The sequence below is a fragment of the Streptomyces sp. NPDC050448 genome, assembly GCF_040655295.1.
In the GTDB taxonomy this organism is placed as follows: Bacteria; Actinomycetota; Actinomycetes; order Streptomycetales; family Streptomycetaceae; genus Streptomyces.
Map to the genome: position 1 here is coordinate 15135 of NZ_JBFAJR010000017.1, position 22940 is coordinate 38074.

22 protein-coding genes and 1 pseudogene are annotated in these 22940 nt (G+C 72.8%); 10 read left to right on the forward strand and 13 right to left on the reverse strand.

Annotated features, from left to right (window positions below; genetic code table 11):
* The first annotated feature begins 23 nt into the window (after window positions 1–23).
* Window positions 24–1691, forward strand: a complete 1668-nt coding sequence (locus AB0I68_RS20825) for a hypothetical protein (RefSeq protein ID WP_363178808.1) — start codon at window positions 24–26, stop codon at window positions 1689–1691.
* Between the two features lie 76 nt (window positions 1692–1767).
* Here the strand turns inward: AB0I68_RS20825 and AB0I68_RS20830 are convergent, their stop codons facing one another.
* Window positions 1768–3270: a PLP-dependent aminotransferase family protein gene (locus AB0I68_RS20830; RefSeq protein ID WP_363178809.1), complete on the reverse strand. Its 1503-nt coding sequence runs from the start codon at window positions 3268–3270 to the stop codon at window positions 1768–1770.
* Between the two features lie 386 nt (window positions 3271–3656).
* Between AB0I68_RS20830 and AB0I68_RS20835 the strand changes: the two genes are divergently transcribed.
* From AB0I68_RS20835 to AB0I68_RS20845, 3 genes are all read left to right on the forward strand, one after another.
* Complete coding sequence (locus AB0I68_RS20835) at window positions 3657–4427, forward strand: glycerophosphodiester phosphodiesterase family protein (protein WP_363178810.1); 771 nt, start codon at window positions 3657–3659, stop codon at window positions 4425–4427.
* A 67-nt stretch (window positions 4428–4494) separates the two neighbouring features.
* Window positions 4495–5868 (forward strand): MFS transporter, encoded by a 1374-nt coding sequence (locus AB0I68_RS20840; RefSeq protein ID WP_363178811.1) that lies wholly within the window; start codon window positions 4495–4497, stop codon window positions 5866–5868.
* A gap of 313 nt (window positions 5869–6181) precedes the next feature.
* Window positions 6182–6556 carry an RNA polymerase-binding protein RbpA gene (locus AB0I68_RS20845; protein ID WP_007262928.1) on the forward strand — a complete coding sequence of 125 codons (375 nt, stop codon included), beginning with the start codon at window positions 6182–6184 and terminating at the stop codon, window positions 6554–6556.
* Window positions 6557–6654: 98 nt separating this feature from the next.
* Here AB0I68_RS20845 and fxsA read toward each other — a convergent pair whose 3' ends face one another.
* The 4 genes from fxsA to AB0I68_RS20865 form a co-directional block, all read right to left on the reverse strand.
* Window positions 6655–7242, reverse strand: a complete 588-nt coding sequence (fxsA, locus tag AB0I68_RS20850; protein WP_363178812.1) for an FxsA family membrane protein — start codon at window positions 7240–7242, stop codon at window positions 6655–6657.
* A gap of 80 nt (window positions 7243–7322) precedes the next feature.
* A complete protein-coding gene (locus tag AB0I68_RS20855; RefSeq protein WP_363178813.1) occupies window positions 7323–8108 on the reverse strand; it encodes a polyprenol monophosphomannose synthase in 786 nt (261 codons plus the stop codon).
* Between the two features lie 322 nt (window positions 8109–8430).
* On the reverse strand, window positions 8431–10065 hold the full coding sequence (locus AB0I68_RS20860; protein ID WP_363178814.1) for an amidohydrolase: 1635 nt from the start codon (window positions 10063–10065) through the stop codon (window positions 8431–8433).
* 100 nt (window positions 10066–10165) lie between these two features.
* Window positions 10166–10606 (reverse strand): Lrp/AsnC family transcriptional regulator, encoded by a 441-nt coding sequence (locus tag AB0I68_RS20865; RefSeq protein WP_030011705.1) that lies wholly within the window; start codon window positions 10604–10606, stop codon window positions 10166–10168.
* 217 nt (window positions 10607–10823) lie between these two features.
* Here AB0I68_RS20865 and AB0I68_RS20870 point away from each other — a divergent pair, with 217 nt between their 5' ends.
* Window positions 10824–11258, forward strand: a complete 435-nt coding sequence (locus AB0I68_RS20870) for a hypothetical protein (protein ID WP_363178815.1) — start codon at window positions 10824–10826, stop codon at window positions 11256–11258.
* Between the two features lie 27 nt (window positions 11259–11285).
* Here AB0I68_RS20870 and AB0I68_RS20875 read toward each other — a convergent pair whose 3' ends face one another.
* Together AB0I68_RS20875 and AB0I68_RS20880 are read right to left on the reverse strand one after the other, a co-directional pair.
* Window positions 11286–12386, reverse strand: coding sequence for a phosphotransferase family protein (locus AB0I68_RS20875; protein WP_363178816.1), 1101 nt, complete (start codon window positions 12384–12386; stop codon window positions 11286–11288).
* 15 nt (window positions 12387–12401) lie between these two features.
* Window positions 12402–13535 (reverse strand): hypothetical protein, encoded by a 1134-nt coding sequence (locus AB0I68_RS20880; RefSeq protein WP_363178817.1) that lies wholly within the window; start codon window positions 13533–13535, stop codon window positions 12402–12404.
* Between the two features lie 239 nt (window positions 13536–13774).
* Here AB0I68_RS20880 and AB0I68_RS20885 point away from each other — a divergent pair, with 239 nt between their 5' ends.
* A complete protein-coding gene (locus AB0I68_RS20885; RefSeq protein ID WP_363178818.1) occupies window positions 13775–14002 on the forward strand; it encodes a hypothetical protein in 228 nt (75 codons plus the stop codon).
* 55 nt (window positions 14003–14057) lie between these two features.
* Here the strand turns inward: AB0I68_RS20885 and AB0I68_RS20890 are convergent, their stop codons facing one another.
* Window positions 14058–15581, reverse strand: coding sequence for a LuxR C-terminal-related transcriptional regulator (locus AB0I68_RS20890; protein ID WP_363178937.1), 1524 nt, complete (start codon window positions 15579–15581; stop codon window positions 14058–14060).
* Between the two features lie 157 nt (window positions 15582–15738).
* On the opposite strand from AB0I68_RS20890, the gene AB0I68_RS20895 reads away from it, so the two are divergent.
* The 4 genes from AB0I68_RS20895 to AB0I68_RS20910 all read left to right on the forward strand — a co-directional run bounded on the left by AB0I68_RS20895 (window position 15739) and on the right by AB0I68_RS20910 (window position 18297).
* Window positions 15739–16011, forward strand: coding sequence for a hypothetical protein (locus AB0I68_RS20895; RefSeq protein WP_363178819.1), 273 nt, complete (start codon window positions 15739–15741; stop codon window positions 16009–16011).
* A gap of 175 nt (window positions 16012–16186) precedes the next feature.
* A complete protein-coding gene (locus AB0I68_RS20900) occupies window positions 16187–16447 on the forward strand; it encodes a hypothetical protein (protein ID WP_363178820.1) in 261 nt (86 codons plus the stop codon).
* 45 nt (window positions 16448–16492) lie between these two features.
* On the forward strand, window positions 16493–17365 hold the full coding sequence (locus AB0I68_RS20905) for a Crystal protein ET79 (RefSeq protein WP_363178821.1): 873 nt from the start codon (window positions 16493–16495) through the stop codon (window positions 17363–17365).
* Window positions 17366–17421: 56 nt separating this feature from the next.
* The gene (locus tag AB0I68_RS20910; protein WP_363178822.1) at window positions 17422–18297 is read left to right on the forward strand and encodes a ribosome-inactivating family protein; all 876 of its coding nucleotides are present in this window, start codon (window positions 17422–17424) and stop codon (window positions 18295–18297) included.
* Between the two features lie 58 nt (window positions 18298–18355).
* On the opposite strand, the gene AB0I68_RS20915 is transcribed toward AB0I68_RS20910, so the two are convergent.
* The 5 genes and pseudogenes from AB0I68_RS20915 to AB0I68_RS20935 form a co-directional block, all read right to left on the reverse strand.
* Window positions 18356–19528 carry an acyl-CoA dehydrogenase family protein gene (locus AB0I68_RS20915; protein ID WP_363178823.1) on the reverse strand — a complete coding sequence of 391 codons (1173 nt, stop codon included), beginning with the start codon at window positions 19526–19528 and terminating at the stop codon, window positions 18356–18358.
* Between the two features lie 414 nt (window positions 19529–19942).
* Window positions 19943–20452: pseudogene (locus AB0I68_RS20920) on the reverse strand (TetR/AcrR family transcriptional regulator); the annotation flags it as partial.
* A gap of 143 nt (window positions 20453–20595) precedes the next feature.
* Window positions 20596–20748 carry an SCO1431 family membrane protein gene (locus tag AB0I68_RS20925; RefSeq protein WP_363178824.1) on the reverse strand — a complete coding sequence of 51 codons (153 nt, stop codon included), beginning with the start codon at window positions 20746–20748 and terminating at the stop codon, window positions 20596–20598.
* A gap of 126 nt (window positions 20749–20874) precedes the next feature.
* A complete protein-coding gene (locus AB0I68_RS20930) occupies window positions 20875–21303 on the reverse strand; it encodes an SPW repeat protein (protein WP_363178825.1) in 429 nt (142 codons plus the stop codon).
* Between the two features lie 93 nt (window positions 21304–21396).
* Window positions 21397–22827: a peptidase C39 family protein gene (locus AB0I68_RS20935; protein WP_363178826.1), complete on the reverse strand. Its 1431-nt coding sequence runs from the start codon at window positions 22825–22827 to the stop codon at window positions 21397–21399.
* Window positions 22828–22940: the final 113 nt, after the last annotated feature.

A 22940-nucleotide genomic window follows, 5' to 3' on the forward strand; every position in this document is an offset into this window, starting at 1 on the left:
GCCCACCACTCCAGGAGATGCCCGTGGCCTGGCGCCCACTCCCCCGCATCCTCAGCAGCGGCACCCCGTCGCTGGCCCGGGGCCGCGACCTTGCTCGCACGGCCGCCGACAGCGCCACGGACGTCCTCCATCCGCTCCTCGTCATCGGGCGCGGCCTGCGCGTCCTGGCCTCGGCCGGGCGGCGCAAGTGGATCCAGGCGCCCAAGGACAAGCGTGGTCCCGCGCTGTTCCTGGGAGCCGCCTGCCTCCTCGTGGTCGCGCTGGTCCCGTACGGACCCCTCCTCGCCCTGATCACCCTGATGGCGGCGGCGGCCTGGCACGGACGCGACCGGACCCCGGTGAAAACCGGGCCCAGCGATGCCGAGACCGAACGGCTGGGGTCCCTCTACGAGGCCCTGGTGCCGTACTTCTCCACCGCCGAGGACCCGAGCCCGCTCTTCACCCACGGCGGGGAGTGGGACAAGGCGTTCAGCGACTACGCCTTCGACGGGGCGGGCCGCATCACCCGGCTCCGGATCCGCTACCCCGCCTATTTCACCGACGGTGAACCCGCCTCGCGGGCCCGGATCGAGGCCCTGCTGCACGCCAAGTCCGGGCGCGGCCGGGAGTACCTGTTCGACTGGGACGAGGAGGGCAACCATCTCGACCTGACGGTGCTCGCGGCGCTGCCGACGGGCATCGCCGCCCAGCTGTTCGTCACCTCGCCCGGCGAGACCGTGCTCGGCTTCACCGACACCGGCAGTGTGCAGCGCACCCTGCCCGTCCTGGAGGACGACAAGCCGCGCGACGTGCCGCCGGTGATCTGGCGCACCGGTCCCCGCTCCACCGAGCCGCACCTGCTGGCCGTCGGACAGCCCGGCTGCGGCGCCTCGACCCTGCTGCGCTCGATCGCCCTGCAGGCGCTGCAGCACGGGGGCGAGGTGCTGATCGTCGAGGGCGGCGGCAGCGGGGAGTTCTCCTGCCTGTCCGGGCGTACGGGCGTGCTGGCCGTGGAGTGCGGTCCGGCCGGGGCGCTGACCACCCTGGAGTGGGCCGCGCGCGAGACCGAGCGGCGGCTGATCGCCACGCACCGGGCCCGCGAGGCCGGCCGACCCGCGCCCGAGGACACCCGCCGGCCGCTGTGGATCCTGCTGGACCGGCCCAGCGTCCTCGCGCACCTCGCGGCCGCCGACGGGAGCCCCGATCCCCTCACCCGGCTCCAGGTGCCGCTGCGGCACGGGCGCGCCGCGCACATCACGGTCGTGGTGGCCGAGCAGTTCGACCACCTGGAGCTGCTGAACGACGCCGTCTGGCAGCACACCCGGGCCCGGGTCGTGCTCGGGCCCGCCTCGATCCAGCAGATCACCGACGTGCTGGGGCTGCCGCCGCACACCACTCCGACACTCCAGGTACCGCCGGGGCGCGGGTACGCCCGGCTCGGCACGGGTCCCGTGCACCGGTTGCAGGTGCCCGCCACGCCGGACCCGTACGACGACGCCACGCACCCGGCGCACCGCCGGGCGGTGCAGGAGCTGCTGCCCGGGCGGCAGCTGCCGGCGCCGGGCGGACCGGGCCGTGTGACGCTGTCGAAGCCGCTGCACATCGTCCAGCCGCCCGCCCGGGCGCAGGGCCCGTCGAGCGACGCCGAGGAGATCGAGGAGGTCCCGGCCGAGGCTCCGCCGGCCCGCGGTCCGTGGCCCGTCGGCCCCTGAACACCCGGGCCCGCGGCGCGCGGGCCGTCCCCCGCCGTGCCGTACGCCCTGCGCGCTACACCCTGTGCCCTACGCCCTACGCGACGAAGGTGCGCGGGGGCTCCGCGCCGCTGCCGCCCGCGCCCGTGCCGACCAGCCGGGCGGCCGCCGCGAGCCGGACCGCGGCCTCCTCGGCCACCGGCCCGCCGACGGTGAACGGCAGCCGGACGTAGCCCTCGAAGGCCCCGTCGACGCCGAACCGCGGCCCCGAGGGGACCCGTACGCCGACCCGCTCCCCCACCTCGGCCAGCCGGGAGCCGGACAGCCCGCCCGCGCGGGCCCACAGGGTCAGCCCGCCCTGCGGGACCGCGAACTCCCAGTCCGGCAGCTCCCGGCGCACCGCGGCGACCAGCGCGTCCCGGTTCTCCCGGGCCTGGTCGCGGCGGATCTCCACGGCCTCCGCCCAGCCGCCGGTCCGCATCAGCCAGTTGACCGCGAGCTGCTCCAGCACCGGCGTGCCGAGGTCGGCGTACGCGCGTGCCGCGACCAGGCTCCGGATGACGTCGGGCGCCGCGCGGACCCAGCCGATCCGCATGCCGGCCCAGAAGGCCTTGCTGGCGGAGCCGACGGTGATCACGGAGGAGCCGGCCGGGTCGAAGGAGCAGACCGGGCGGGGCATCTCGAGTTCCGGGTCCAGCTGGAGCTCGGCCATGGTCTCGTCGACGACGAGTACGGTGCCGGCCGAGCGGGCCGCCTCCACCATGGCGCGGCGCTGCTCGTCCGAGGCCAGGGCGCCGGTCGGGTTGTGGAAGTCGGCGACGACGTAGGCGAGGCGGGGAGCGGCGTCGCGCAGCACCTGCCGCCAGACGGTCATGTCCCAGCCGGTCAGGCCGTCGGCCATCGCGACGGGCACGAGGCGGACGCCGGCGGCGCGCATGAGCTGGAGGATGTTGGCGTAGGAGGGGGATTCGACGGCGATCCGCTCGCCGCGGCCGGCGAAGAGGCTGCAGATGGCGTCGATGGCGCCCATCGCGCCGGTGGTGACCATGATCTGCTCGGGCATGGTGGGGATGCCGCGCTCGGTGTAGCGGTCGGCGAGCATCCGCCGCAGGGCGGGGAGCCCGGCGGGGTAGTCCCCGTGGGTGTGCGCGTACGGCGGGAGCTCTTCGAGGGCGCCCTGTACGGCTTTGGTGAGCCAGGGCTCGGGGGCCGGGAGCGCGGCGCAGCCGAGGTCGATCATCGAGCCGAGGGACTCGGGCGGCAGCGGTTCCAGCCCCCGGGCGGGCAGCGGGTTCCCGGCCGGTACGGAGGTCCAGCTGCCGGCGCCGCGGCGGGACTCCAGGAAGCCCTCCCCGCGCAGGGCCTCGTACGCGGCGGCGACGGTGGTGCGGGAGAGGGAGAGGGAGACGGCGAGCTCCCGCTCGGCGGGCAGCCGGGCGGCGACGGGGACGCGGCCTTCGAGGACGAGCAGCCGGATGCCGTCGGCGAGGGTCCGGTAGGCGGGGAGTTTCTTCGCCCCGGGGACGCCGGGCCGATCCTGCTGGGAGGTGATGAGACGGGCGAGCTGTGCGGCACCGACCGCCGAGGTCCACTCTGCCATGCTGTCCGGTCCACCTTCATAGAATTGGCCCCGCCCGACAGGCGGGTGCGGCCGGTATTGGATTGCTTCTGCCCTCACAGCCTGTCACGCCGGGGTCCACCCGGACCAGGGGCGGGGCCGAGGCCCTGCGGCTGGACGGGTTCGAGCCGGTGCCGGAGGTCGCCTGCCCGGCGGACACCCGGTGGCGCGGCGCCGACTCGCTCGTGGCCGTGCACCGGGAAGGGGCGCAGCCCTTCGCCTCTCCCCGGGGCCCGGACCCGCGTCCGGCCGCGTGCGTGTGTGCCGGGATCGACTCGTGGGGCTGCACGGCCCGGGCGGTGCGGCGTTCACCACGCAGCCATCCGGCCGCTCCCTTCCCACGGGTCACAAAGGGCATACTGCGGCGGGTGACGCACGTACGCCTTCGCCATCCGTATCTGGACCACCCGGCTCCGATCCCCTTCGCGCATCGGGGAGGGGCCGCGGACGGGCTGGAGAACACCGCAGCCGCCTTCCGGCGGGCCGCCGAGGCCGGCTACCGGTACTTCGAGACCGATGTGCACGCCACCGTCGACGGGAAGCTCGTCGCCTTCCACGACTCCACCCTCGACCGGGTCACCGACGGGCAGGGCCGGATCTCGGAGCTGACCTGGAGCAAGGTCCGCGAGGCCCGGGTGGCGGGCACCGAGCCGCTGCCGCTGTTCGAGGAGCTGCTCGAGGAGTTCCCCGACGCCCGCTGGAACATCGACATCAAGTCCGAGTCGGCCCTGCACCCGCTGGTCAATCTGATCGCCCGGGCGGGCGTCTGGGACCGGGTGTGCGTGGGCTCCTTCTCCGAGAGCCGGGTGGCCCGCGCCCAGAAGATCGCGGGGCCCCGGCTGGCGACCTCGTACGGGGTGCGCGGGGTGCTCGGCCTGCGGCTGCGCTCGTACGCGATCCCGGCGGCGCTGCGGGTCGGTGCGGTGGCGGCGCAGGTTCCGGAGACCCAGGCGGGCATCCGCGTGGTCGACCGGCGGTTCGTACGCACCGCGCACGAGCGGGGACTCCAGGTACACGTCTGGACCGTGAACGAACCGGAACGCATGGAGGCGCTCCTCGACCTGGGAGTCGATGGCATCATGACCGACCGGATCGACATCTTGCGCACGGTGCTGGACCGGCGCGGGGCCTGGGCCTGACGCGCCCGCACGGCCGCCGCGCCCGGTGGGGCGGCCGCGCGGTACGGGGACCAGCGAAGGGGCACTCATGAGTGCGCAGACCACAGAGGAAGCGGAATCGGGCGCGGAGGACGGCAGAGCGGACGCCGCGGCCCGCAAGCGCGAGCAGCACGGCTGGTACTTCTACGACTTCGCCTGTTCGGTCTATTCGACCAGCGTGCTGACCGTGTTCCTCGGGCCGTACCTGACCGCGGTGGCCAAGGCCGCCGCGGACGCCGAGGGCTATGTGCACCCGCTGGGCATACCGGTCCGGGCCGGGTCCTACTTCGCGTACGCCGTCTCGGCCTCGGTGATCGTGGCCGTGCTGGTCATGCCGCTGGTGGGTGCGCTCGCGGACCGCACGGGCCGAAAGAAGCCGCTGCTCGCGGCGGCGGCGTACACGGGCGCGACGGCGACGGCCGGGATGTTCCTCCTGGGCGGCGAGCGCTATCTGCTGGGCGGGCTGCTGCTGATCGTGGCGAACGCCTCGCTCTCGGTCTCGATGGTGCTCTACAACGCCTACCTGCCGCAGATCTCCACCCCGGACGAGCGGGACACGGTCTCCTCGCGGGGCTGGGCCTTCGGCTACACCTCGGGCGCGTTCGTCCTCGTGCTGAACCTGGTGCTCTTCCAGGGCCACGACTCCTTCGGCCTCTCCGAGGGCACGGCGGTACGGATCTGCCTGGCTTCGGCGGGCCTGTGGTGGGGGGCCTTCACGATCATCCCGCTGCGCCGGCTGCGGGACCGGGCGGTGGTCCGGGAGCCCGGCGCGGGGCCGGCCGTCAGCGGCTGGAAGCAGCTCGTCGCAACCCTGAAGGACATGCGGCGCTACCCGCTGACGCTCTCGTTCCTGCTGGCGTACCTGATCTACAACGACGGCGTGCAGACCGTGATCTCGCAGGCCTCGATCTACGGCTCGGAGGAGCTGGAGCTCGAGCAGTCCACACTGATCGTGGCGGTGCTGCTGGTGCAGATCCTGGCCGTGGCGGGCGCCCTGGGCATGGGACGGCTGGCCGTGGCGTACGGCGCGAAGCGGACGATCCTCGGCTCGCTGGCGGCGTGGGGGCTGACGCTGGGGGCCGGATACTTCCTGCCGGCCCGGACTCCGGTGTGGTTCTTCGCACTCGCCTCGATGATCGGACTGGTGCTGGGCGGCAGCCAGGCGCTCTCGCGCTCGCTGTTCTCGCACCTGGTGCCGGCGGGCAAGGAGGCCGAGTACTTCTCCGCGTACGAGATGAGCGACCGCGGGCTGAGCTGGGTCGGACCGCTGGTGTTCGGCCTGACATACCAGGTCACGGGCAGCTACCGGGATGCGATCATCTCGTTGGTGGTGTTCTTCGCACTGGGTTTCGTGCTGCTGGCGCGGGTGCCGGTGCGGCGCGCGGTGGAGGCGGCGGGGAATCCTGTTCCCGAGCGGGTCTGACGGACCCTCCGGCAGCGGATTCGGTCCGGATCTTCATACGAATTCCGAACGGATTTCGACGTTGAAGCTAAGGGCCGGTAGTGTACGCCTTTGGCCTGCCAGGCGGACCGTTACTGCGCGCTAAAGAAGTGAAGACGTTGGGTGACATCTGCTGCCAGATGTGACAAAACGGGCATTGGTGGGTACAACAAGGGGCGGCACGACGGGCGACGCATCACCCGGAGCGGGAATCTATACCGCCGACCGGACGTTGACCGGATGACGACGACAGCGACACCTGTCCTGTGGGCGACAAGCCCGGGAGGCACGATTCATGAGTGAGCGAGCTCTCCGCGGTACGCGGCTCGTGGTTACCAGCTACGAGACGGACCGCGGCATCGATCTGGCCCCGCGCCAGGCGGTGGAGTACGCATGCCAGAACGGACATCGATTTGAGATGCCGTTCTCGGTTGAGGCAGAGATTCCGCCGGAGTGGGAGTGCAAGGCGTGCGGCGCCATGGCACTCCTGGTGGACGGGGACGGGCCCGAAGAGAAGAAGGGCAAGCCTGCGCGAACGCACTGGGACATGCTCATGGAGCGACGCACCCGCGAGGAACTGGAGGAAGTGCTGGCCGAGAGGCTGGCGGTCCTGCGTTCCGGCGCCATGAACATTGCCGTGCATCCGCGGGACAGCCGCAAGTCCGCCTGACAGCCGGACGCGGAGAACAAGCCGAGGGCCCCCGCCACGAACTGTGGCGGGGGCCCTCGGCTTGTTCCGTCTGCGGCTTGCGCCGTCCGCGCCTGCGCTCAGGGCGCGAGCGGCGGCCGGTACCCGGTGTCCGGGCCCGGCCGCTGCGGTCCGCCCCCGTCCCCGTCCTCGCGGATGACCTCGCCCTGGACGACCTTGCCGTCGGGGTAGTGGATACGGGCCTGCTGGAAGGCGTCGCCGAAGCTGCCGGCCGGAGCCGCGGCCATCCTGCGCTCCAGGGAGCCGGTCACCCGGCGGCCGATCCAGGCACGGACGGGCGGGAGCAGGCAGAGCAGGCCCGCCACGTCGGAGAGCAGGCCCGGCAGGATCAGGAGCAGGCCGGCCAGCATGGTGAGGCCGTTGCCGCTGCCCGGCTGCTGCGGGGTGGGCTGCTGCCCCTGCTGAGCCTGCTGGAACGTGTCCGTCAGGTTCTTGAAGGCGCGCCGCCCGGCCCGCTTGATGACCACCACGCCGAGCACGATTCCGCCCGCGAGCAGCGCGGCGACGGTCAGCCCGCCGGCCGCGTCGGCGACCAGGCTGAGCAGCCAGATCTCCACGATCAGCCAGGCGGCGACCGCCAGAGGGAGGAACGTGCGGGCGCGCGAGCGCCGCTGGGGGGCCGTCGAAAGGGGAACGCCACTCTTCATACCACCCAGTGTGCCCGGAGCGGCGTAAAAGCGGCCTCAGCCGGAGGTACCGGACACCCCCTAGGGGGCGGCCGGCGCCCTTAGCTCTTGTCCGAGTCCTTGGGCTTGTCCTGGCCGGTCAGCTTCGCCGCGTGGGCCTTGATCCCCCACTGGGTGACCCGCCAGAGCGCCTCCACCACGATGTCCTTGCTCATCTTGCTGTCGCCGAACTCGCGCTCGACGAAGGTGATGGGCACCTCGACGACGCGGAAGCCCTGGTGCACGGCCCGGCGGGCCAGGTCGACCTGGAAGCAGTAGCCCGCGGAGGCCACCTCTTCCAGGCCCAGCCCCTCCAGGGTCTCGCGGCGGAAGGCGCGGTAGCCGCCGGTCACGTCGCGGATCGGGACGTCCAGCATCAGCCGGGAGTACGTCGAGCCGCCGCGCGAGAGGAACTCGCGGCTCTTGGGCCAGTTGACCACCCGGCCGCCCGGCACCCAGCGCGAGCCCAGGACGAGGTCGGCCCCGGCCAGCGCGGTGAGCAGCCGCGGCAGCTCCTCCGGCTGGTGGGAGCCGTCGGCGTCCATCTCGACGAGCACGCCGTAGCCGCGCTCCAGGCCCCAGGTGAAGCCCGCCAGGTAGGCGGCGCCGAGGCCTTCCTTGCCTCTGCGGTGCAGGACGTGCACGTGGTCGTCGCCGGCCGCCAGCTCGTCGGCGAGCTTGCCGGTGCCGTCGGGGCTGTTGTCGTCCGCGACCAGGATGTGCGCCTCGGGCACCGCCGCGCGCACGCGGCGGACGATCGGCCCGATGTTCTCCGCCTCGTTGAAGGTCGGAATGATCACCAAGGCCGTGCCGAGCGGTCCGTGGCCTCGCTGTCCGCCGTCGCTCACTGAGTCCGCCTTCGTGTTCTTGTACGTCCTGTCACAGAGGATGACTTTAGAACAGTGGTCGGGGCCCGCGGTCCTTCGGGCCGGTCCGGCTCCCGCTGGCTGCGGGTCGCCGGGACCGTTGTCTACTGGACCGCAGGGCCCCGACCGGACCACCCTCCCCCGAGCTCCTTCGGAGCAGGGGGACCCCATCCGGCGAAACTTCCCTCGCCCCCGAGGCGCGGGCGCGCTGAGCAGACGGATCCGCCGCGTACGGACGTCCGGTGGTGGACCCGGCCGAACCTATCCGGGTCCGGCCGCCCGTACCGAACCGAGGCCGACCGGATCACCCCTGTGGGCGTACGAATACCTCCCGCCCGCCGACGACGGTGGCGAGGCACACCGGCAGATCGCCGCCGGGGGTCAGGTCGGGCAGTCCGGGGGTCCCTGAACGGGGGTCCGTGGACCAGCGGGCGACCCGGTCGTCGGGGGCCTGGACGACCAGTTCGGCGGTCTCCCAGAGCGCGTAGTCGGCGGGTGCGCCGGGCACCAGCACGCCCGCGCCGTCGCGGCCCAGGGCGCGCCAGCCGCCCCGGGTGTGGGCCGTGAAGGCGGCCCGTACGGAGATCCGGTGCTCGGGGGTGCGGTGGAAGGCGGCCGCCCGGACGGTGCCCCAGGGGTCGAACGGGGTGACGGGGGCGTCGGAGCCGAAGGCGAGGGGCACGCCGGCCTTGAGCAGGGCGGCGAAGGGGTTGAGGGTACGGGCGCGCTCGGCGCCGAGCCGGTCGGCGTACATGCCGTCCTCGCCGCCCCAGGCCGCGTCGAAGGCGGGCTGCACGGAGGCGGTGAGCCCGAGGTCCGCGAAGGCGGCGATGGTGGCGGGGGTCATCATCTCGGCGTGCTCGACGCGGTGCCGGGCGGCGCGGACGCGGGCGAGGCCGACCTTCTCGGCGGCGGCGCGCATGCCCTCGACGACGGCGGTGAGGGCGGCGTCGCCGATGGCGTGGAAACCGGCCTGGAGGCCCGCCTCGGTGCATGCGGCGACGTGCTCGGCGACTTCGGCGGCATCGAGGTAGCCGGTGCCGGTGTGGCCTGCGTCGGCGTACGGGGCGTGCAGGCAGGCGGTGTGGGAGCCGAGGGCGCCGTCCACGAAGAGGTCGCCGGCGGCGCCGATGGCGCCGAGCGCCTTGGCCTGTTCGAGGTCCCGGTCCGCCCAGTACCCGAAGACGCGCGGTCCGGGCCGCTCGCGGGCGAGGTTGAGGAGGTCCGCGAAGTCCTCGGCGGAGGAGATGTCGGGGCCGCCGCACTCGTGGACGGAGCCGATGCCGAGGGAGGCGGCCCGGTCGAGGGCGGCGCGCTGGGCCTCGGCGCGCTGGGCGGGGGTGACGGCGGCGAGCGCGGCCCTGCGGACGGCGTGGTGGTCGTCGCGGGTCAGCGGCTCGTCGCCGCGGACGGAGACGGACGGGACGAGGTCCAGCAGGGCGGTGGTGACCACGGCGGAGTGCACATCGATGCGGCTGAGGTAGAGCGGGCGGCCGGCGGCGGCCTCGTCGAGCTCCTCGCGGCGGGGCGCGCGGCGCTCGGGCCAGCGGGAGGCGTCCCAGCCGTGGCCGAGGAGCACCCGGTCGGCGGGGCGGCGCTCGGCGTACGCGCGGACGAGGCGGAGGGCGTCGGCGAGGGAGGCGGCCCCGGTGAGGTCCAGCCCGGTGAGGGCGAGGCCGGCGGACGTGGTGTGGACGTGTGCGTCGGTGAAGGCGGGTGTGACGAGCGCCCCGTCGAGGTCGACGACCTCGTCGACGCCCTGTGCGAAGGCGTCGGCGGCGCCTTCCGAGCCGACCCAGGCGATGTGTCCCCGCTCGACGACCATCGCGGTGGCGAAGGGGTCGGCGGGGCTGTGTACTTCGCCCCCGCGGAGGAGGACGGTCCGTTCGGATGCGGGAGCGCCGGCGGCGTCGACGGAGCTGGCGGTGCGGTCAGTCATGGGCACCAGTCTCTCCTCTCCCGCGCGTCCCCCGCACCTTCCCCGAACCCCGTCCGGTGGGAGGTGCGGGGGGAAGTGCGGGGGACGCGTCAGGAAAGGGTCATACCCGGGGCGGGCGGGCCTCGTAGGGGGTGGAGAGGACCACCGTGGTGCGGGTCGAGACGTGGGCCAGGGCGCGCAGGCGGCCCAGGAGGTCCTCCAGCTCCAGCGGGGTCGCGACCCGGACCTTCAGGATGTAGTTCTCGTCGCCCGCGACGCTGTGGCAGGCCTCGATCTCGGGTACGCCGGCCAGCCGGTCCGCGATGTCGTCCGGCGCGCTCGGGTCGAAGGGCTTCACCGAGATGAAGGCCGTCAGGGGCAGGCCGACGGCCTCGGGATCGACGACGGCCGCGTATCCGCGGATCACCCCGCGCTGTTCCAGACGGCGTACTCGCTGGTGGACCGCCGACGTGGACAGTCCCGTGGCCTTGCCCAGATCCGTGTAGCTCATCCGCCCGTCCCGCACGAGCAGATCCACGATCTGGCGGTCCAGCTCCTCCATTGCGCTCATAGCCGCTCAACCTAAGGCCCAAGGGCACTCCAGGCACAGTGCTGTCCGCCCACAAGCGGCACCTGCGGCGGGCATGTGACCAAGGCCACAAGGGTATGAAGGCGTACGCCGGGATGTTGTGGTTACTCGTGCCGCACGGCGGGAAGTGCTTGGTGTGGCCGAGGCCGTAGAACCTGCCCGCCCGGCCCACCCAAGGGGGAGTACATCCATGCTGAACACCAAGCGCGCCGGTCGCACCGAACCGGAGCCGCCGGAATTCGTCGACGCCGAGGACGACGAGTACCTCGAAGACGTCGAGGGGTTCGAGATCCACCACGCGATCTGCCCCGACTGCGGCCAGTCGATCGCCCTCGTCGCGGACGAGGAGTACCTGCCGGAGCACGCGCTCTGCCTGACCCCGTGGAACCCCTTCGGGCTCACGGTGTGCGCGGGCACGGGCCGCCCGGCGTCCGAGGCGCTGCCGACCGTGGGCACGGGCCTCGGGGAGCCCCAGGAGCTCGAGGTCGTACTGCTCGACCTGCCGCAGGGTCTGGACTGGCGGACGCAGCCCTTCTCGCACGTCGGCGGCCCCGGTTCGCGTCCCGTGCGGATGCCGGCGCCGGCGCTGCTGCCGCAGATGCGGCAGCACGCGCAGGCGGCCTGAGGGTCTTCCCGGCCGGATCTACCGGATCTACCAGTACGTGCCCTGCACCATGGCCGTGAGGCTGGCGTGGTGCAGGATCAGGCCGTCGGGTTCCGCCGGGATCTCGACTTCCCCGAAGTACGCCTGCCGGTAGGCGATGCGCAGCATCACGATCCCGTGCCGCAGGGCGGCGTACAGGGTGTGGAACTCCATGTCCCGCGGGGTGTGTCCGGTGAGTTCGGCGTACCGGCGCTCCAGGTCGGCGCGGCGCAGGAAGTCCGGCAGGCCCCTCTGGCCGAAGCCCACGGTCAGGTCCTGGAAGAAGCGGTGGAGGTAGACGGTCCAGCCGAGGTCGACCTCGCGCGGGGCGTACGCGGCCATCTCCCAGTCCAGGACGGCCACCGGCCGGAACCCGCCGGTCTCGTAGACGACGTTGCCGATCCGGGCGTCGCCCCAGGTGAGGACGGCGGGGCCCTCGTCCGCGGGCCACAGCTCCTCGAGCCGGTCGAAGGCCCGCTCCAGCAGCGGGGACGGCGCGAGCCCGTCGACCACCCAGGCGTAGTAGGCGCGTTGGGCGTCGACGTGGCGGCGCAGCGGGCTGCCCGTGCCCTCGGGGAGGAGGAACTCGGCCTCCTTGGCGGGGAACTGGTCGTGCAGCCGGGCCAGCAGCGAGAGGCTCGCTTCCTGGAGTACGGCGCGTTCGGAGTCGCTCGCGGCGTGCAGCCAGTTCCCCTCGTACGTGTAGGGCATGACGTCGGGCGGGACCCGGCCCTCGGCGCGGGCCATGACGAAGAAGGGCGCGCCGAGCGGCCCGGGGTCCTGCTCCAGCCACAGGACGCGGGGGACGGGCAGGTCGGTGTGGGCGGCGACCAGGCTCATCACGCGGTGCTGGCGGGGCATGTCGTACGTGGGGAACACGGTGTAGGCGGCCGGGTCGGCGGCGAGGCGCAGGGCGCAGGCGCGGACCGGGGTGTCGGGGTGTTCGATGTCGAAGAGCAGGGTCTCGCTGGACATCCCGTTGGATCCGGGGACGCAGACGCCTGTGATCTTCGCGCCGGGGAGCTCGGCGTCGAGCCAGGCTGCGAGGCGCCGGCCGAGTTCCTCGGGTTCACGGGTGGAGGTGCGCGGGCGTGGTGCGGGTGCTGCCATGGCTTCCCCTCCCTTCTACTGGGCCACTGAGCCGTAGTCGGTGAATCCGCTCGGGTCGTGGCGGCCGAAGCTGCCGTGCTCGAAGATGCCGAAGCCGGTTCGGCCGTCGAGGGTGAAGCGGGCGGAGTGGTCGGTGACGCCGAAGGCGGCCATGGGGTGGGCGGCGGGGTCGGAGAGGTCGTAGACGCGGCGGTCGGTCCAGCCGCGGCCCTGCCAGGTGCCGTGCTGCCAGTCGGCGGCGGGCGGGTAGCCGGCGCCGACGGCGAGCGGGGAGGAGTTCAGGATCTCGGCGCCGAGTTCGAGGGGTTTGCGGGCCGGGTCGGTGAGGTGGACGACGGCGCTCTCGGGGTGGCGGGTGCCCGGGCGGTAGCGGATCTCGGTCTGGGGCCAGCCGAGCTGCACGTCGTGGCGGCCGCTGTCCTCGGGGAAGACCTGGACGGCCTCGTTCAGGGTGCGGTGCCCGTCGGCGTCCTCCTGGGCGATGACCATGAGGAAGCGGTCCTCGAAGCGGACCGGGATCCAGAGCCAGTGGAAGCCCTCGGGCCGGTGCTCCTCGGCGGCCCGGCCGCCGTCCTCGCCGGGGAGGGGACGCACGCCCCAGCTGCGGTCGCGGGTGCCGGTCCAGTCCTGGGGGGTGAGGGTGTGCTCCTCGCCCTTGGCGCGGATGGTGCCGGTGACGTGCCCGGCCTGGACGAAGCGGCGGCCTTCGAGCATGAGGCGGTCGCCCCGGCGCTGGACGTGGTGGGGTTCCCACAGGGCGGGGAACTCCGCGGTCCAGGTGAGGTCGTACGAGAGCCCTTCGGGGTCGGCGGGGTCGGCCTCGCACTGGAGGCGGATGCGGTGGAGCGGTTCCTCGACGGTGATCCGCAGCGGGCCGACGGAGAGGTTCATGCGGTCGTCGGTGAGGGCGTCGGAGGCACGGACGGCGAGGAGTTCGCCGCCGGTGCGGAGGGTGGCGTAGGCGTCGATGACCCCGGCGTTGGGGTACACGCCGAGGCCGAGGATGAGGACGGCCCGGCCGGCGTGGTCGAAGACGTGGAAGATGCAGCGGTCGTAGGCGTTCCGGTCGCCGCTGACGAGGTGCTTCATCGACAACGGGGCTTGGTGGACGGGGTATTCGTCGAGGGGTACGGGTCGGTCCGCGGGCATGGCAAACCTCCTGGGCGGCGCGGTGGCACGGTGGCACGGGGCGCGGGGCCGCGGGGCGCGGCGTCGGCTCGAGCGGATATGACGGTACGTCAGAAACTGGGCCCGGGGCCAGACTTCTGTCACTCCCTGACAGCACGGCACGTCTGGCCACTTCGGGGACGGCGCGGCGGGGACATCTCGAACGGATACCCGGCGGGAAGGGGCGGTTACCCGTGCGCCGGGTGGCGCGTTGGCCCTGCATGACCACGCTCGAGACCCCTGGGCCAAGAACGGGACGGCGGCCCCGGCCGACGCCGCCCGACTACGAAGAATCGATTCCGCAGCGGCAGCCCGATCCGCCGATCTACTATGCGCTGCTGGCCCGATGGGCCGCCGACGGCCGGACGCTGCCGGGGCGGCGCGACCCGGAATGGTCCCGGATCGCTTCGTCACCGGTCTGGCCCGGCGGCCCGCTGTACGGCAACTGAACCGCCGCGCCGTGCAGCACGTTCGCCGACTTTCGTGTCGCGGCGGGCGATTACGTCACGGGGTGTCCTGGGCCTGGCGGGCCTTGAGCCGGGCCCGGTAGGCGCGGGAACGGCACGGCGCCGAGCAGTAGCGGGGCGGTCGGCCCTGCCGCTGGAGGGCGGCGGCGACGGGGAGCGGACGGCCACAGCCGGGGCAGCCCGCCGGGAGCCCGGCCTCGGTTCCGGCCCCGGGCTCGGTTCCGGCCCCGGGCAAGGCCCCGGGCTCGGGCTCGGTTCCGGCCCCGGGCAAGGCCCCGGCCCCGGGCTCGGTTCCGGCCCCGGGCTCAGCCTCGGTTCCTGGCTCGGTTCCGGCCCCGGGCTCAGCCTCGGTTCCTGGCTCGGTTCCGGCCCCGGGCTCAGCCTCGGTTCCTGGCTCGGTTCCGGCCCCGGGCGCGGCCCCGGCCTCCTGGAGCTTTGGCCCCGGGGCAGGTGCGGCGGCAGCCGGGGCTTCCCGGACGGGGGCCTCCTGCACCGGCACCGCCGGGTCGGCGACCGGGTGGCCGGTCAGGCCGTTCCGTTCCGCGATCACGCCCGCCTGGAAGCGGCTGTGCGCCCCGAGGCCGTCCAGGAGTTCGGAGACATGGCGGCGGCAGGTCCGCAGGGAGACTCCCAGCCGCCGGGCGATGGACTCGTCCTTGAGCCCCTTGGCGAGCAGCACGAGGATGCTCCGCTTCATGGCCTCCGAGACGCCGTGGGCCGCCTGTGGGCCGGTCGCGAAGGGGGTGGCGTTCGCCCAGTCCCGCTGGAAGACGTCCAGCAGATAGCCGATCAGGTCGGGTTCGCGGATGACCAGCGCACCCCCGGACCGGGCGGGCAGGAGGGCCAGCTGGCCGTCGACCAGGATCATCTGCGGGAGCACTTCGGGCAGCGTGCGGATCTCCGCACCGGAACCTATGAGCTGCTCGGCGTGCACCCGGGTCGCCTGGTCGAAGCGGGTGGCGTGCTGGTAGAGGCTGCGCATCCGGACCCCGCGGGCGAGCAGGGCCAGGTCCCGGGGCAGCGCCTCGCGCAGCGCGGCCGGCGGGAAGGAGCCGCCGTGCTTGGAGACCAGGACCTCGCTGCGGCAGGTGTCGATGACCTCGGTGAGCAGCGCGCGGACCGCGAACTGGTCCGGGAGGTGGTCGATGGTCCCCTCGGGGAAGGTGTCCCGGCGGGCCTGGAGATAGACCGGGACGAGAGCGCTGAATCCGTCGCGCTGCCGCTGGAGTTGTTCCCGCTGCTCCCGTAATGCCGCTTCGTGGGCCCGTAATTCGGTCTCCTTCTCGGCGAGGACCTGCGCGCCGGCCGACTGCGGGCTCACGGCCCGCCAGCCCACGGCGGCGCTCCCTTCTCCCCCGCTGCCGCCGGGCAGGGGCTGGAACAGGTACACCTCGGTGAGTTGCGCGATCGCCCTCCTGCAGGCCTGCTCGCTCAGACCGGTCTCGGCCGCGGCGCGTGGCAGCGTCGCGGGTGTGAGCCGTCCGTGGACGAGGGTCCACCGGTACAGCAGAGTCGCCGGTTCATCGAGTCGAGGTACGCCCGTTCCCGCATCCGCGCCCATTTCCACCGCTTGCCTCCTAAAGATGCATGGCATTCACATGATCCCTTCCAGGCCTGCCGGGTGCCAGCACGCCCTGGCAGAGTCGTCCTCGTAACCGGCGAAACAGGCGGAACCGGCGGAACCGGCGCCCATTCCCTTGCCTGACAGAGGAGTTGTCATGATCGTGAAGACCCTGCGGCTGACGGCAGGACTGGCCGTCGGGGCCTGCCTGTGGCTGGGCGGCGCCGCCGTCTGCGGCCACGGCGCTGACACGATGGGTGGCCCGGCCGGCTCCGGCACCCGGGTCACGGCGGGCTCCGGACTCGCCGACGGACAGGGCAACGGACACGGCAACGGCAACGACAACGGACACGGGCACCACGGCGACAAGCCCTGCCCCGTGACCACGGCGTGGGGCAGCTCCGTGTGTCCCGGCAAGCCGCTGAACTGAACCACCCGGGAGACCGGGTGCGGGGGCGGCGGACACCATCCGCCGCCGGTTGGGCGGATGTGGGCCCGACCCTGTCTCCTTCTCTTCCCCTCCCCTCGTTTCCCCTCCTCCTCCTTCCTCCTCGATGAGCCCGGCGCCGCCGCGGCGTGATGAGGCATGCCCGAAAGGAATCCCCATGAGATCAGCCACCGGCGCCACGACCCGGCGCCGCTCGCTCGCCGTCGCCCTCTGTACGGCCGCGACCTTGCTGCTCGGCGTCGCCGGCGCCGCGACCGCCCAGGCGGCCACCTCCGGTTACCGGGAGCCGGGCGGGACGTACCCGTCCTTCTCCCAGTGCATTCAGGCCGGCTCGCTGAGCGTCGCGCTCGGCCTGTACAGCCGCTACGAGTGCAACCCGACCTGGAACAACCAGTACCAGCTGTTCTACGTCGACTGATCCGCCCCTCCGCGCCCTCACTCACGACTCGAAGGGATACACCCCATGCAGCTGACCCGTTCCGGGGCCCGCTGGGCCACCGCGCTCACCGCCGTCGCCGCGATGGCGGCGGGTGCCACCGCGCTCGCCCCCACGGCCCAGGCCGCGCCGGTCGCCGGCCCGTCGCCCGTCGCGGCGTCCTCCGCCCGCAGTACGGACGTCGTCTTCAGCAACAGCACCAGCCAGCAGCTGACCCGGGTCAGCTCCTCCCTGCCCCACGGGTGCTGGAACAACGACGCCCTGCCTCCGGACTACATCGCCAAGGGCATCACCACCTCCTGGGGCAGCCGCTCGTGCGGCATGCTCACCGGGACGGAGGGCTACACCACCTACCGGGTCACGGCGACCGGGCAGCAGATCAAGATCCACTGGAACAACCCGTACACCGGATCGAACAGTTACGGCTGTGAGGCGCCGACCGGCTACGCCTGCACCCGGACCGGTGGGGGCGGCGACAACGCCACGGTCAACTTCACGCTGACCGGCGGCCCCGCGGCGTTCTCGGCCAAGGCCGATTCGACGCAGATGACGGCCCAGGCCGCCCGCAGCACCGTCGTCCGGGTGATCAACAACAGTGGCACGCTGCTCGCCAGGACCGGGGCCGGGCTCTCCCACGGCATCTGGACCGGCAACAACCTTCCGCCGTCGCTGATCAACCCCGGCGCCAACACCTCGTGGGAGAGCGAGTCGGAGGGCGTCATGACCGGAACCGAGGGCTACGCGAACTACACGATGGCGGGCGGCGGCACGGTCTCCATCCGCTGGGACAACCCCTTCTCGGGCAGCAACAAGTACCAGTGCCAGGTCCCCGCGCCGCACCGCTGCATCACCTCGGGCGGAGGCGGCGACAACGCGTTCGTCACCTTCGCCGTGAACTGATGCCGGCACCGGCTCCCGCCGGAACCGACGACCGCCCCCTCGTACGAAGGACTCCGATGCGCAAGACCCTGCCCGCGGCCCTCCTCGGCCTCGCCCTGCTCGGCGCGGCCGCTCCCGCCTCCCAGGCCGCCACCGAAGCACCGTCCGCACTGCCCGCCGCCCAGTCGGCGTCGATCCAACAGGTCCAGCTCAGCTGGGACCTGACCGGCAACCAGCGCAACGCCGCTGCCGAGTACACCCGCTTCATCCGCTCGCTGCACGAGAGGGCCGGCACCATCCTGCGGGGGCACGGCGACAACACCGTGTGGCAGACCAACGCCGGCAACCAGATCATCGAGGTGACCGTCGCCCTGCCGGAGGGCCGTCGGCTCAGCCTCTACCTGACCACCCAGAACCTGTACGTGCGCGGTTTTGCGACCGCCGGCGGCGGCGGTCCCGTCTTCCAGTTCACCGACCCGGAATACGACCTCGGTCACGAACTCGGCCGCAACGCGGTCAATCTCGGCTACAGCGGCAGCTACGGCAACAGCAACGGCAATCAGGGCCTGCAAGTGGGCGACGCGAACAACCGGACCCTGGCGATCAGCCAGAACGTGCTGCAGCAGCAATTCCAAACGCTGTGGTTCCACGCGGCCAACGGCGACCGGGACCAGAACGCCGTGCGAAGGGCCCTGGTCCACGCGATCGCCGCGATCGGCGAGGGGACCCGATTCCGCAACATCGAGGGCACCGTGCGCAACGGGATCGCCTCGGGCTCGACCATCACCACGCAGGAAGCCCGCGAAGAGAACCAGTGGGGACCCGGCTCCACCTATATGCTCGACGAAACGGCCCGTCCGGGTGCGGGCGGCGCGTTCGAGCTCGGTGGCGCCAACCTCCGCGGCTTCGGCGAGATGTCACGTTACATCTCGATGGTCAAGCGACCCGGGTAGCGATCCCGGTGAGGACACGGGGCTGCGCCGGCCCGGAGCCGGCGCAGCCCCGTCGCCGTCAGCGCGATTCCGGGCCGGCCAGGTGGCGGGCGATGACCATGCGCTGGATCTGGTTGGTGCCCTCGACGATCTGGAGGACCTTCGCCTCGCGCATCAGGCGCTCCACCGGGAAGTCCGCGGTGTAGCCGTAGCCGCCGAGGACCTGGACCGCGTCCGTGGTGACGGCCATGGCGGCGTCCGTGCAGAACAGCTTGGCCATGGCCGCCTGGCGGGAGAACGGCTTGCCCGCGTCGCGCAGGCGCGCCGCCGCCAGGTACAGCGCCCGGCCGGCCTCGATCTTGGTCGCCATGTCGGCGAGCATGAAGCGCAGGCCCTGGAAGTCCGCGATGGGGTGCCCGAACTGCTTGCGGTCCAGGGCGTACGTGAGGGCCTCGTCCAGGGCGGCCTGCGCGACGCCGATGGCGCAGGCGGCGATGCCGAGGCGCCCCGCGTCCAGGGCGGCCAGCGCGATGGTGAAGCCCTGGCCCTCCTCGCCGATGCGGCGGGTGTCCGGGACGCGGACCCCGTCGAAGTGCAGCTGGGCGGTGGGCGAGCCCTTCATGCCCATCTTCTTCTCGGGGACGGCGGCCGTCAGGCCCTCCGCGTCGCCGGGCACCAGGAAGGCGGTGATGCCCTTGGGGCCCTCGCCGCCGGTGCGCGCGAGGACGGTGTAGAAGTCGGCGACCCCGCCGTGGGTGATCCAGGCCTTGGTGCCGGTGATGATCCAGTCGTCGCCGTCGCGTACGGCCTTGGTGGTCAGCGAGGCGGCGTCGGAGCCCGAGGCGGGCTCGGAGAGGCAGTAAGCGCCGAGCAGGCCGCCGCCGAGCATGGCCGGAAGGTGGGCCTTCTGCTGTTCCTCGGAGCCGTATCCGGCCAGGCCGTGGCAGGACAGGGAGTGCACGCTGACGCCGAGCCCGACGGTCAGGCGGGCCGCCGCGAGCTCCTCCAGGACCTGGAGGTAGACCTCGTACGGCTGCTCGCCGCCGCCGTGCTCACCTGCGTACGGGAGACCGAGCAGGCCCGCTTCGGACAGCAGAGTGAAGATCGCGCGCGGGAACTGCCCGGCGTCCTCCTCCTCGGCGGCCACGGGGCGGATTTCCCGCTGGGCGATCTCTCGTACGAGTGCGAGGAGGTCCCGGGACTCCTCGGTGGGCAGCTGACGGTCCACCGGCTGCGGGGCGCGGTCGTTCATGGCGGCGCTCTCCTCCCTCGTCGGGCACGGCGGCGACGCGTGAGGTGTGGGACGCGCCGCCGGGTCTCGGTGCTCTTACAGCCGATACTGCCCTCCCGGATCACGGAAGGGGCAGTTCAGTGGCTGCGGCGGCTTGAGTATGCCTGATCAGGGGCGTCCCGTCACCGGGGCAAGATCACCGACCGCCTCGAACGCCTCTTCGGGAAGGGGCGGAGGCGGACACTCCGGTACGAACTCCCCGATCACCGTCAGCGTCGCGCGCAGCTGGCGGACGAGCAGGGCCCCGAGCCGGGCTCGGTCGGGCCGTCCGGACGCGGCCTCGGCGCCGGCGTCACGCGCGGCATTCGGATCGGCGGCGTCGGCGGCGGCGGAATCGGCGTCGTCGGCGGAATCGGCCTCGGCGGCCAGGGCGCCGATCCACTCCAGGGTGGCCCCCTCGACCCCGGACAGCCAGCCCACGAGCGCGAGCCGGGCGATCGGCGGGATGGTGCGGCGCCCGTACGCGCCTTCGGCGATGGTGGCCACCAGCTCCTCGCGGACCGCGTCGCGGATCGCCAGCACCTCGGAGTCGGAGCCGACTCCCCCGGTGGCGATGGTCCGGTAGGCGGCCTGGTGGTGCTCGGCGTAGTGGAGGTAGCCGTCGATGGTGCGGCGCACCCGCTCGACCTTGGGCAGGTCCGGTTCCCCGGCGGCGCGGGCGACGAGCTCGGCCACCGAGTCCTCGACGATGGCGAGGTAGTAACCGCGCTTGCTCTTGAAGTAGTAGTAGATCAGCCCCTTGGCGACCCCCGCCTGCTTGGCGATGTCGTCCATGGGGAGCGCGTCGTACGAAGTACCGGCGAACAACTTGCGTCCGATGGCTATGAGTTCGGCCCTGCGGACCTGCGAACGCCCTGTCGCACCACGCTGTTGACTATTATTCAAATTCGGCCCCAGCCTCGAACTGCCACAGGATGCCCGCAGTATGGCAGACCTGCCTCATGCACTTCCCTTGCGCGCCTGGCGCCGGACCCGGCCGTTCCGGGGCGGGCTGCCGGGGCTCCCGGGCGGGGCCGAGCCGCTGCCGGTCAGAGCCAGCCGACCTGGGTGACGAACATCGCGACGACGACCACCAGCGTCCAGCCGAGCACGTGCTCCAGCCACGTGGAGTCACCCTTGGGGCCACCGGTGCCCACGAGGTTCCGGGCACGGGCGGCGAGAGCGGCGCTGTATGCGGTCACGCCGTCCAATGTGACAGCGTTTGCGGCTTTCGCGGTAGAGATGCCCGTCACGCGTGGTGCGTATCACGTCATGGCGTGCCACCGGGCCCCGGCCGGCTTGCGGTCGGGGCCCGGCGCGTGCGGATGTCAGCCCGAGGCGGCGCGGTTGCGACCCGCCAGGCCCGCCATGGAAAGGGCGAGCAGCAGGGCGACGCCACCGGTGATCACGTTGCTGACCACGGTGCGGGTCGTGCTGACATCGCCGGCGATGACCCAGGGAGCCACGACCGTCCAGGCTCCGATGGCGACCGCCGTCCAGGCCATCGCGTGGGTGCGTTCATAAGCGGAGCCGAGTCCGCTCATGCACAGGCAGTACGCCAGGCCGGCGATCAGGTTGTTGATCGCCAGCGAGGTGAGGCCGCTGAACCCGGCGATCCACGGAGAGGCCGCCAGGTACAGGCCCGTGATGAGGGCCAGTGCCTCCACGGCCTGCGCGGAGGGTGTGCTGGTGACCCGCTCGAACCGCGAGCGCATCTCGGCGAGGTCGGGGTGGTGTTCGATGCTGTGGGTGGTCATGGCGGGCCGCCTCCTGTGGACTTTATGTGCCCTTTATGCCCTTATGTTGCGCTTATCTACCCCCCGGGTCAACGGGGAGTTTCGGCGCCCGCCTCACAGCACGCCCACCGCCCGCAGGGCCAGGATCTGGGCGAGGCTCGGCCGGGCCGGGACGTACAGGTAGCAGATGCCTCCCGAGCCGGTGACGGTCTTTCCGGCGGCGTTGTGGCGCTTGGTGCGCAGCCACACGTTCTCCCATTCGCGGCGCTTGTAGACGCGGCGGACGGCCAGGTCGTCGGGCGAGTTCGGGTCGTTGGCGACCACGTCCCCGGCCGCGGTGAAGCCGATGACGGTCATCAGGTGGCCGGCGGTGCCGTAGCCCGCGCCCGCGAGCTCCTCGGCGCGGAAGGACTGGGAGGTGATCGCCGGGATGCCCGAGCGGACCAGGGTCTCCAGGTCGGCGAGGGAGCGGAGCCGGGTGACGACCCCGGCGAGCCCGCTGTAGGTGGCGGCGTAGGCGGCGTTGAAGGGCCAGTTGCCACAGCCCTTGTAGGCGCTGTCGTAGGTGGAGCGGGCCGCGTGGCAGACCTGCGGGTCGGCGTAACGGGAATCGACCCAGGCCAGGTCCTCGGGGGCGGGCTTGCGACCCCAGTACTCGATGATCATCTGGGAGGAGGTGGGGCTGCACCAGGCCTCGCCGCCGTTGTCGTACTGGGGGTACTGGCCGGTGTGGATCTCCTGCGAGTAACGCGGGACCTTCAGCTCGTGGGCCTTGCCCGAGGGGGCGGAGGCGGGGACGGTGAACCGGTCCGGGACGTCGGAGACCATGGCCCCGGCCAGCCACACCGTCGGCCCCTGGGCGGCGCCGGGCTTGCGGTGGAGGGTCAGGCGCAGCTGCCAGTCCGTGATGCGTACGCCGTTCGCCCGCGCGGGGGCGTCGACGGCCAGGGTGTCGGTCCACACGGTGGACGTGCCGTCGGTCTGGCCGTCCACGGAGGTGCGCCGGATGTCGCCGTCGCCGGAGGCCCAGCGGCCGAGCACGTACCAGGGGGTGGCGGCGCCGCTGCCGTAGGTGGCGCGCAGTTCGACCTGGATCCAGGTGCCGGCCGGGGTGTGGGCGTTCCAGGAGGCGATGGCCTCGGTGCCGGGCACGGTGGAGCGGTGCACCGGGGAGGTCCAGGCGGCGTACTCCCAGTCGCTCCTCCTCCCGGTGTGCGGGTCGGTGTACTCGGTGCGGCCGGCCGGGGTCCCGATCACGAGGCCGGGGCGGTCGCCGGCGAGGGCGGCGGTGCCCTGGTGGGTGCCGGCCCGCCAGTGCGCGTACGCGTACCAGAACCGGTTGTCGACCGTCCCGCCGGCGCTGGCTGCGGCCGGCGCGCTGCCGGTGTCACCGGCCCCCGGGGTCTCGGCCCCCGGGGCGCCGCCCGGTTCCGGCTCGCCGCGGGGCGCCTCGGCGGCGGAGGCCGGGCCGCCGGGAACGGTGGCCGCGGCGGCGGCCGCGAGGGCGACGGCGAGCAGGGCCCGGCGTGGTGTGGGTGCGGTCATCGGCGTGGCCCCCAAGGGTCGGTGCGGCGGGTCGGCTCTCCCACCCTTCCAGTTCCCGCCCATCGGGCGCCGAAGCCGCGGCCCCGTGTCGGGGGTGAGTGACGCGGGGCCGC

What these genes read in the sequence shown, in the direction of transcription:
- AB0I68_RS20830 (WP_363178809.1), bottom strand. Translation starts at nt 3,270, where the DNA reads ATGGCAGAGTGGACCTCGGCGGTCGGTGCCGCACAGCTCGCCCGTCTC.
- AB0I68_RS20840 (WP_363178811.1), top strand. Translation starts at nt 4,495, where the DNA reads ATGAGTGCGCAGACCACAGAGGAAGCGGAATCGGGCGCGGAGGACGGC.
- AB0I68_RS20845 (WP_007262928.1), top strand. Translation starts at nt 6,182, where the DNA reads ATGAGTGAGCGAGCTCTCCGCGGTACGCGGCTCGTGGTTACCAGCTAC.
- fxsA (WP_363178812.1), bottom strand. Translation starts at nt 7,242, where the DNA reads ATGAAGAGTGGCGTTCCCCTTTCGACGGCCCCCCAGCGGCGCTCGCGC.
- AB0I68_RS20860 (WP_363178814.1), bottom strand. Translation starts at nt 10,065, where the DNA reads ATGACTGACCGCACCGCCAGCTCCGTCGACGCCGCCGGCGCTCCCGCA.
- AB0I68_RS20865 (WP_030011705.1), bottom strand. Translation starts at nt 10,606, where the DNA reads ATGGAGGAGCTGGACCGCCAGATCGTGGATCTGCTCGTGCGGGACGGG.
- AB0I68_RS20870 (WP_363178815.1), top strand. Translation starts at nt 10,824, where the DNA reads ATGCTGAACACCAAGCGCGCCGGTCGCACCGAACCGGAGCCGCCGGAA.
- AB0I68_RS20875 (WP_363178816.1), bottom strand. Translation starts at nt 12,386, where the DNA reads ATGGCAGCACCCGCACCACGCCCGCGCACCTCCACCCGTGAACCCGAG.
- AB0I68_RS20880 (WP_363178817.1), bottom strand. Translation starts at nt 13,535, where the DNA reads ATGCCCGCGGACCGACCCGTACCCCTCGACGAATACCCCGTCCACCAA.
- AB0I68_RS20885 (WP_363178818.1), top strand. Translation starts at nt 13,775, where the DNA reads ATGACCACGCTCGAGACCCCTGGGCCAAGAACGGGACGGCGGCCCCGG.
- AB0I68_RS20890 (WP_363178937.1), bottom strand. Translation starts at nt 15,581, where the DNA reads ATGGGCGCGGATGCGGGAACGGGCGTACCTCGACTCGATGAACCGGCG.
- AB0I68_RS20895 (WP_363178819.1), top strand. Translation starts at nt 15,739, where the DNA reads ATGATCGTGAAGACCCTGCGGCTGACGGCAGGACTGGCCGTCGGGGCC.
- AB0I68_RS20900 (WP_363178820.1), top strand. Translation starts at nt 16,187, where the DNA reads ATGAGATCAGCCACCGGCGCCACGACCCGGCGCCGCTCGCTCGCCGTC.
- AB0I68_RS20905 (WP_363178821.1), top strand. Translation starts at nt 16,493, where the DNA reads ATGCAGCTGACCCGTTCCGGGGCCCGCTGGGCCACCGCGCTCACCGCC.
- AB0I68_RS20910 (WP_363178822.1), top strand. Translation starts at nt 17,422, where the DNA reads ATGCGCAAGACCCTGCCCGCGGCCCTCCTCGGCCTCGCCCTGCTCGGC.
- AB0I68_RS20915 (WP_363178823.1), bottom strand. Translation starts at nt 19,528, where the DNA reads ATGAACGACCGCGCCCCGCAGCCGGTGGACCGTCAGCTGCCCACCGAG.
- AB0I68_RS20930 (WP_363178825.1), bottom strand. Translation starts at nt 21,303, where the DNA reads ATGACCACCCACAGCATCGAACACCACCCCGACCTCGCCGAGATGCGC.
- AB0I68_RS20935 (WP_363178826.1), bottom strand. Translation starts at nt 22,827, where the DNA reads ATGACCGCACCCACACCACGCCGGGCCCTGCTCGCCGTCGCCCTCGCG.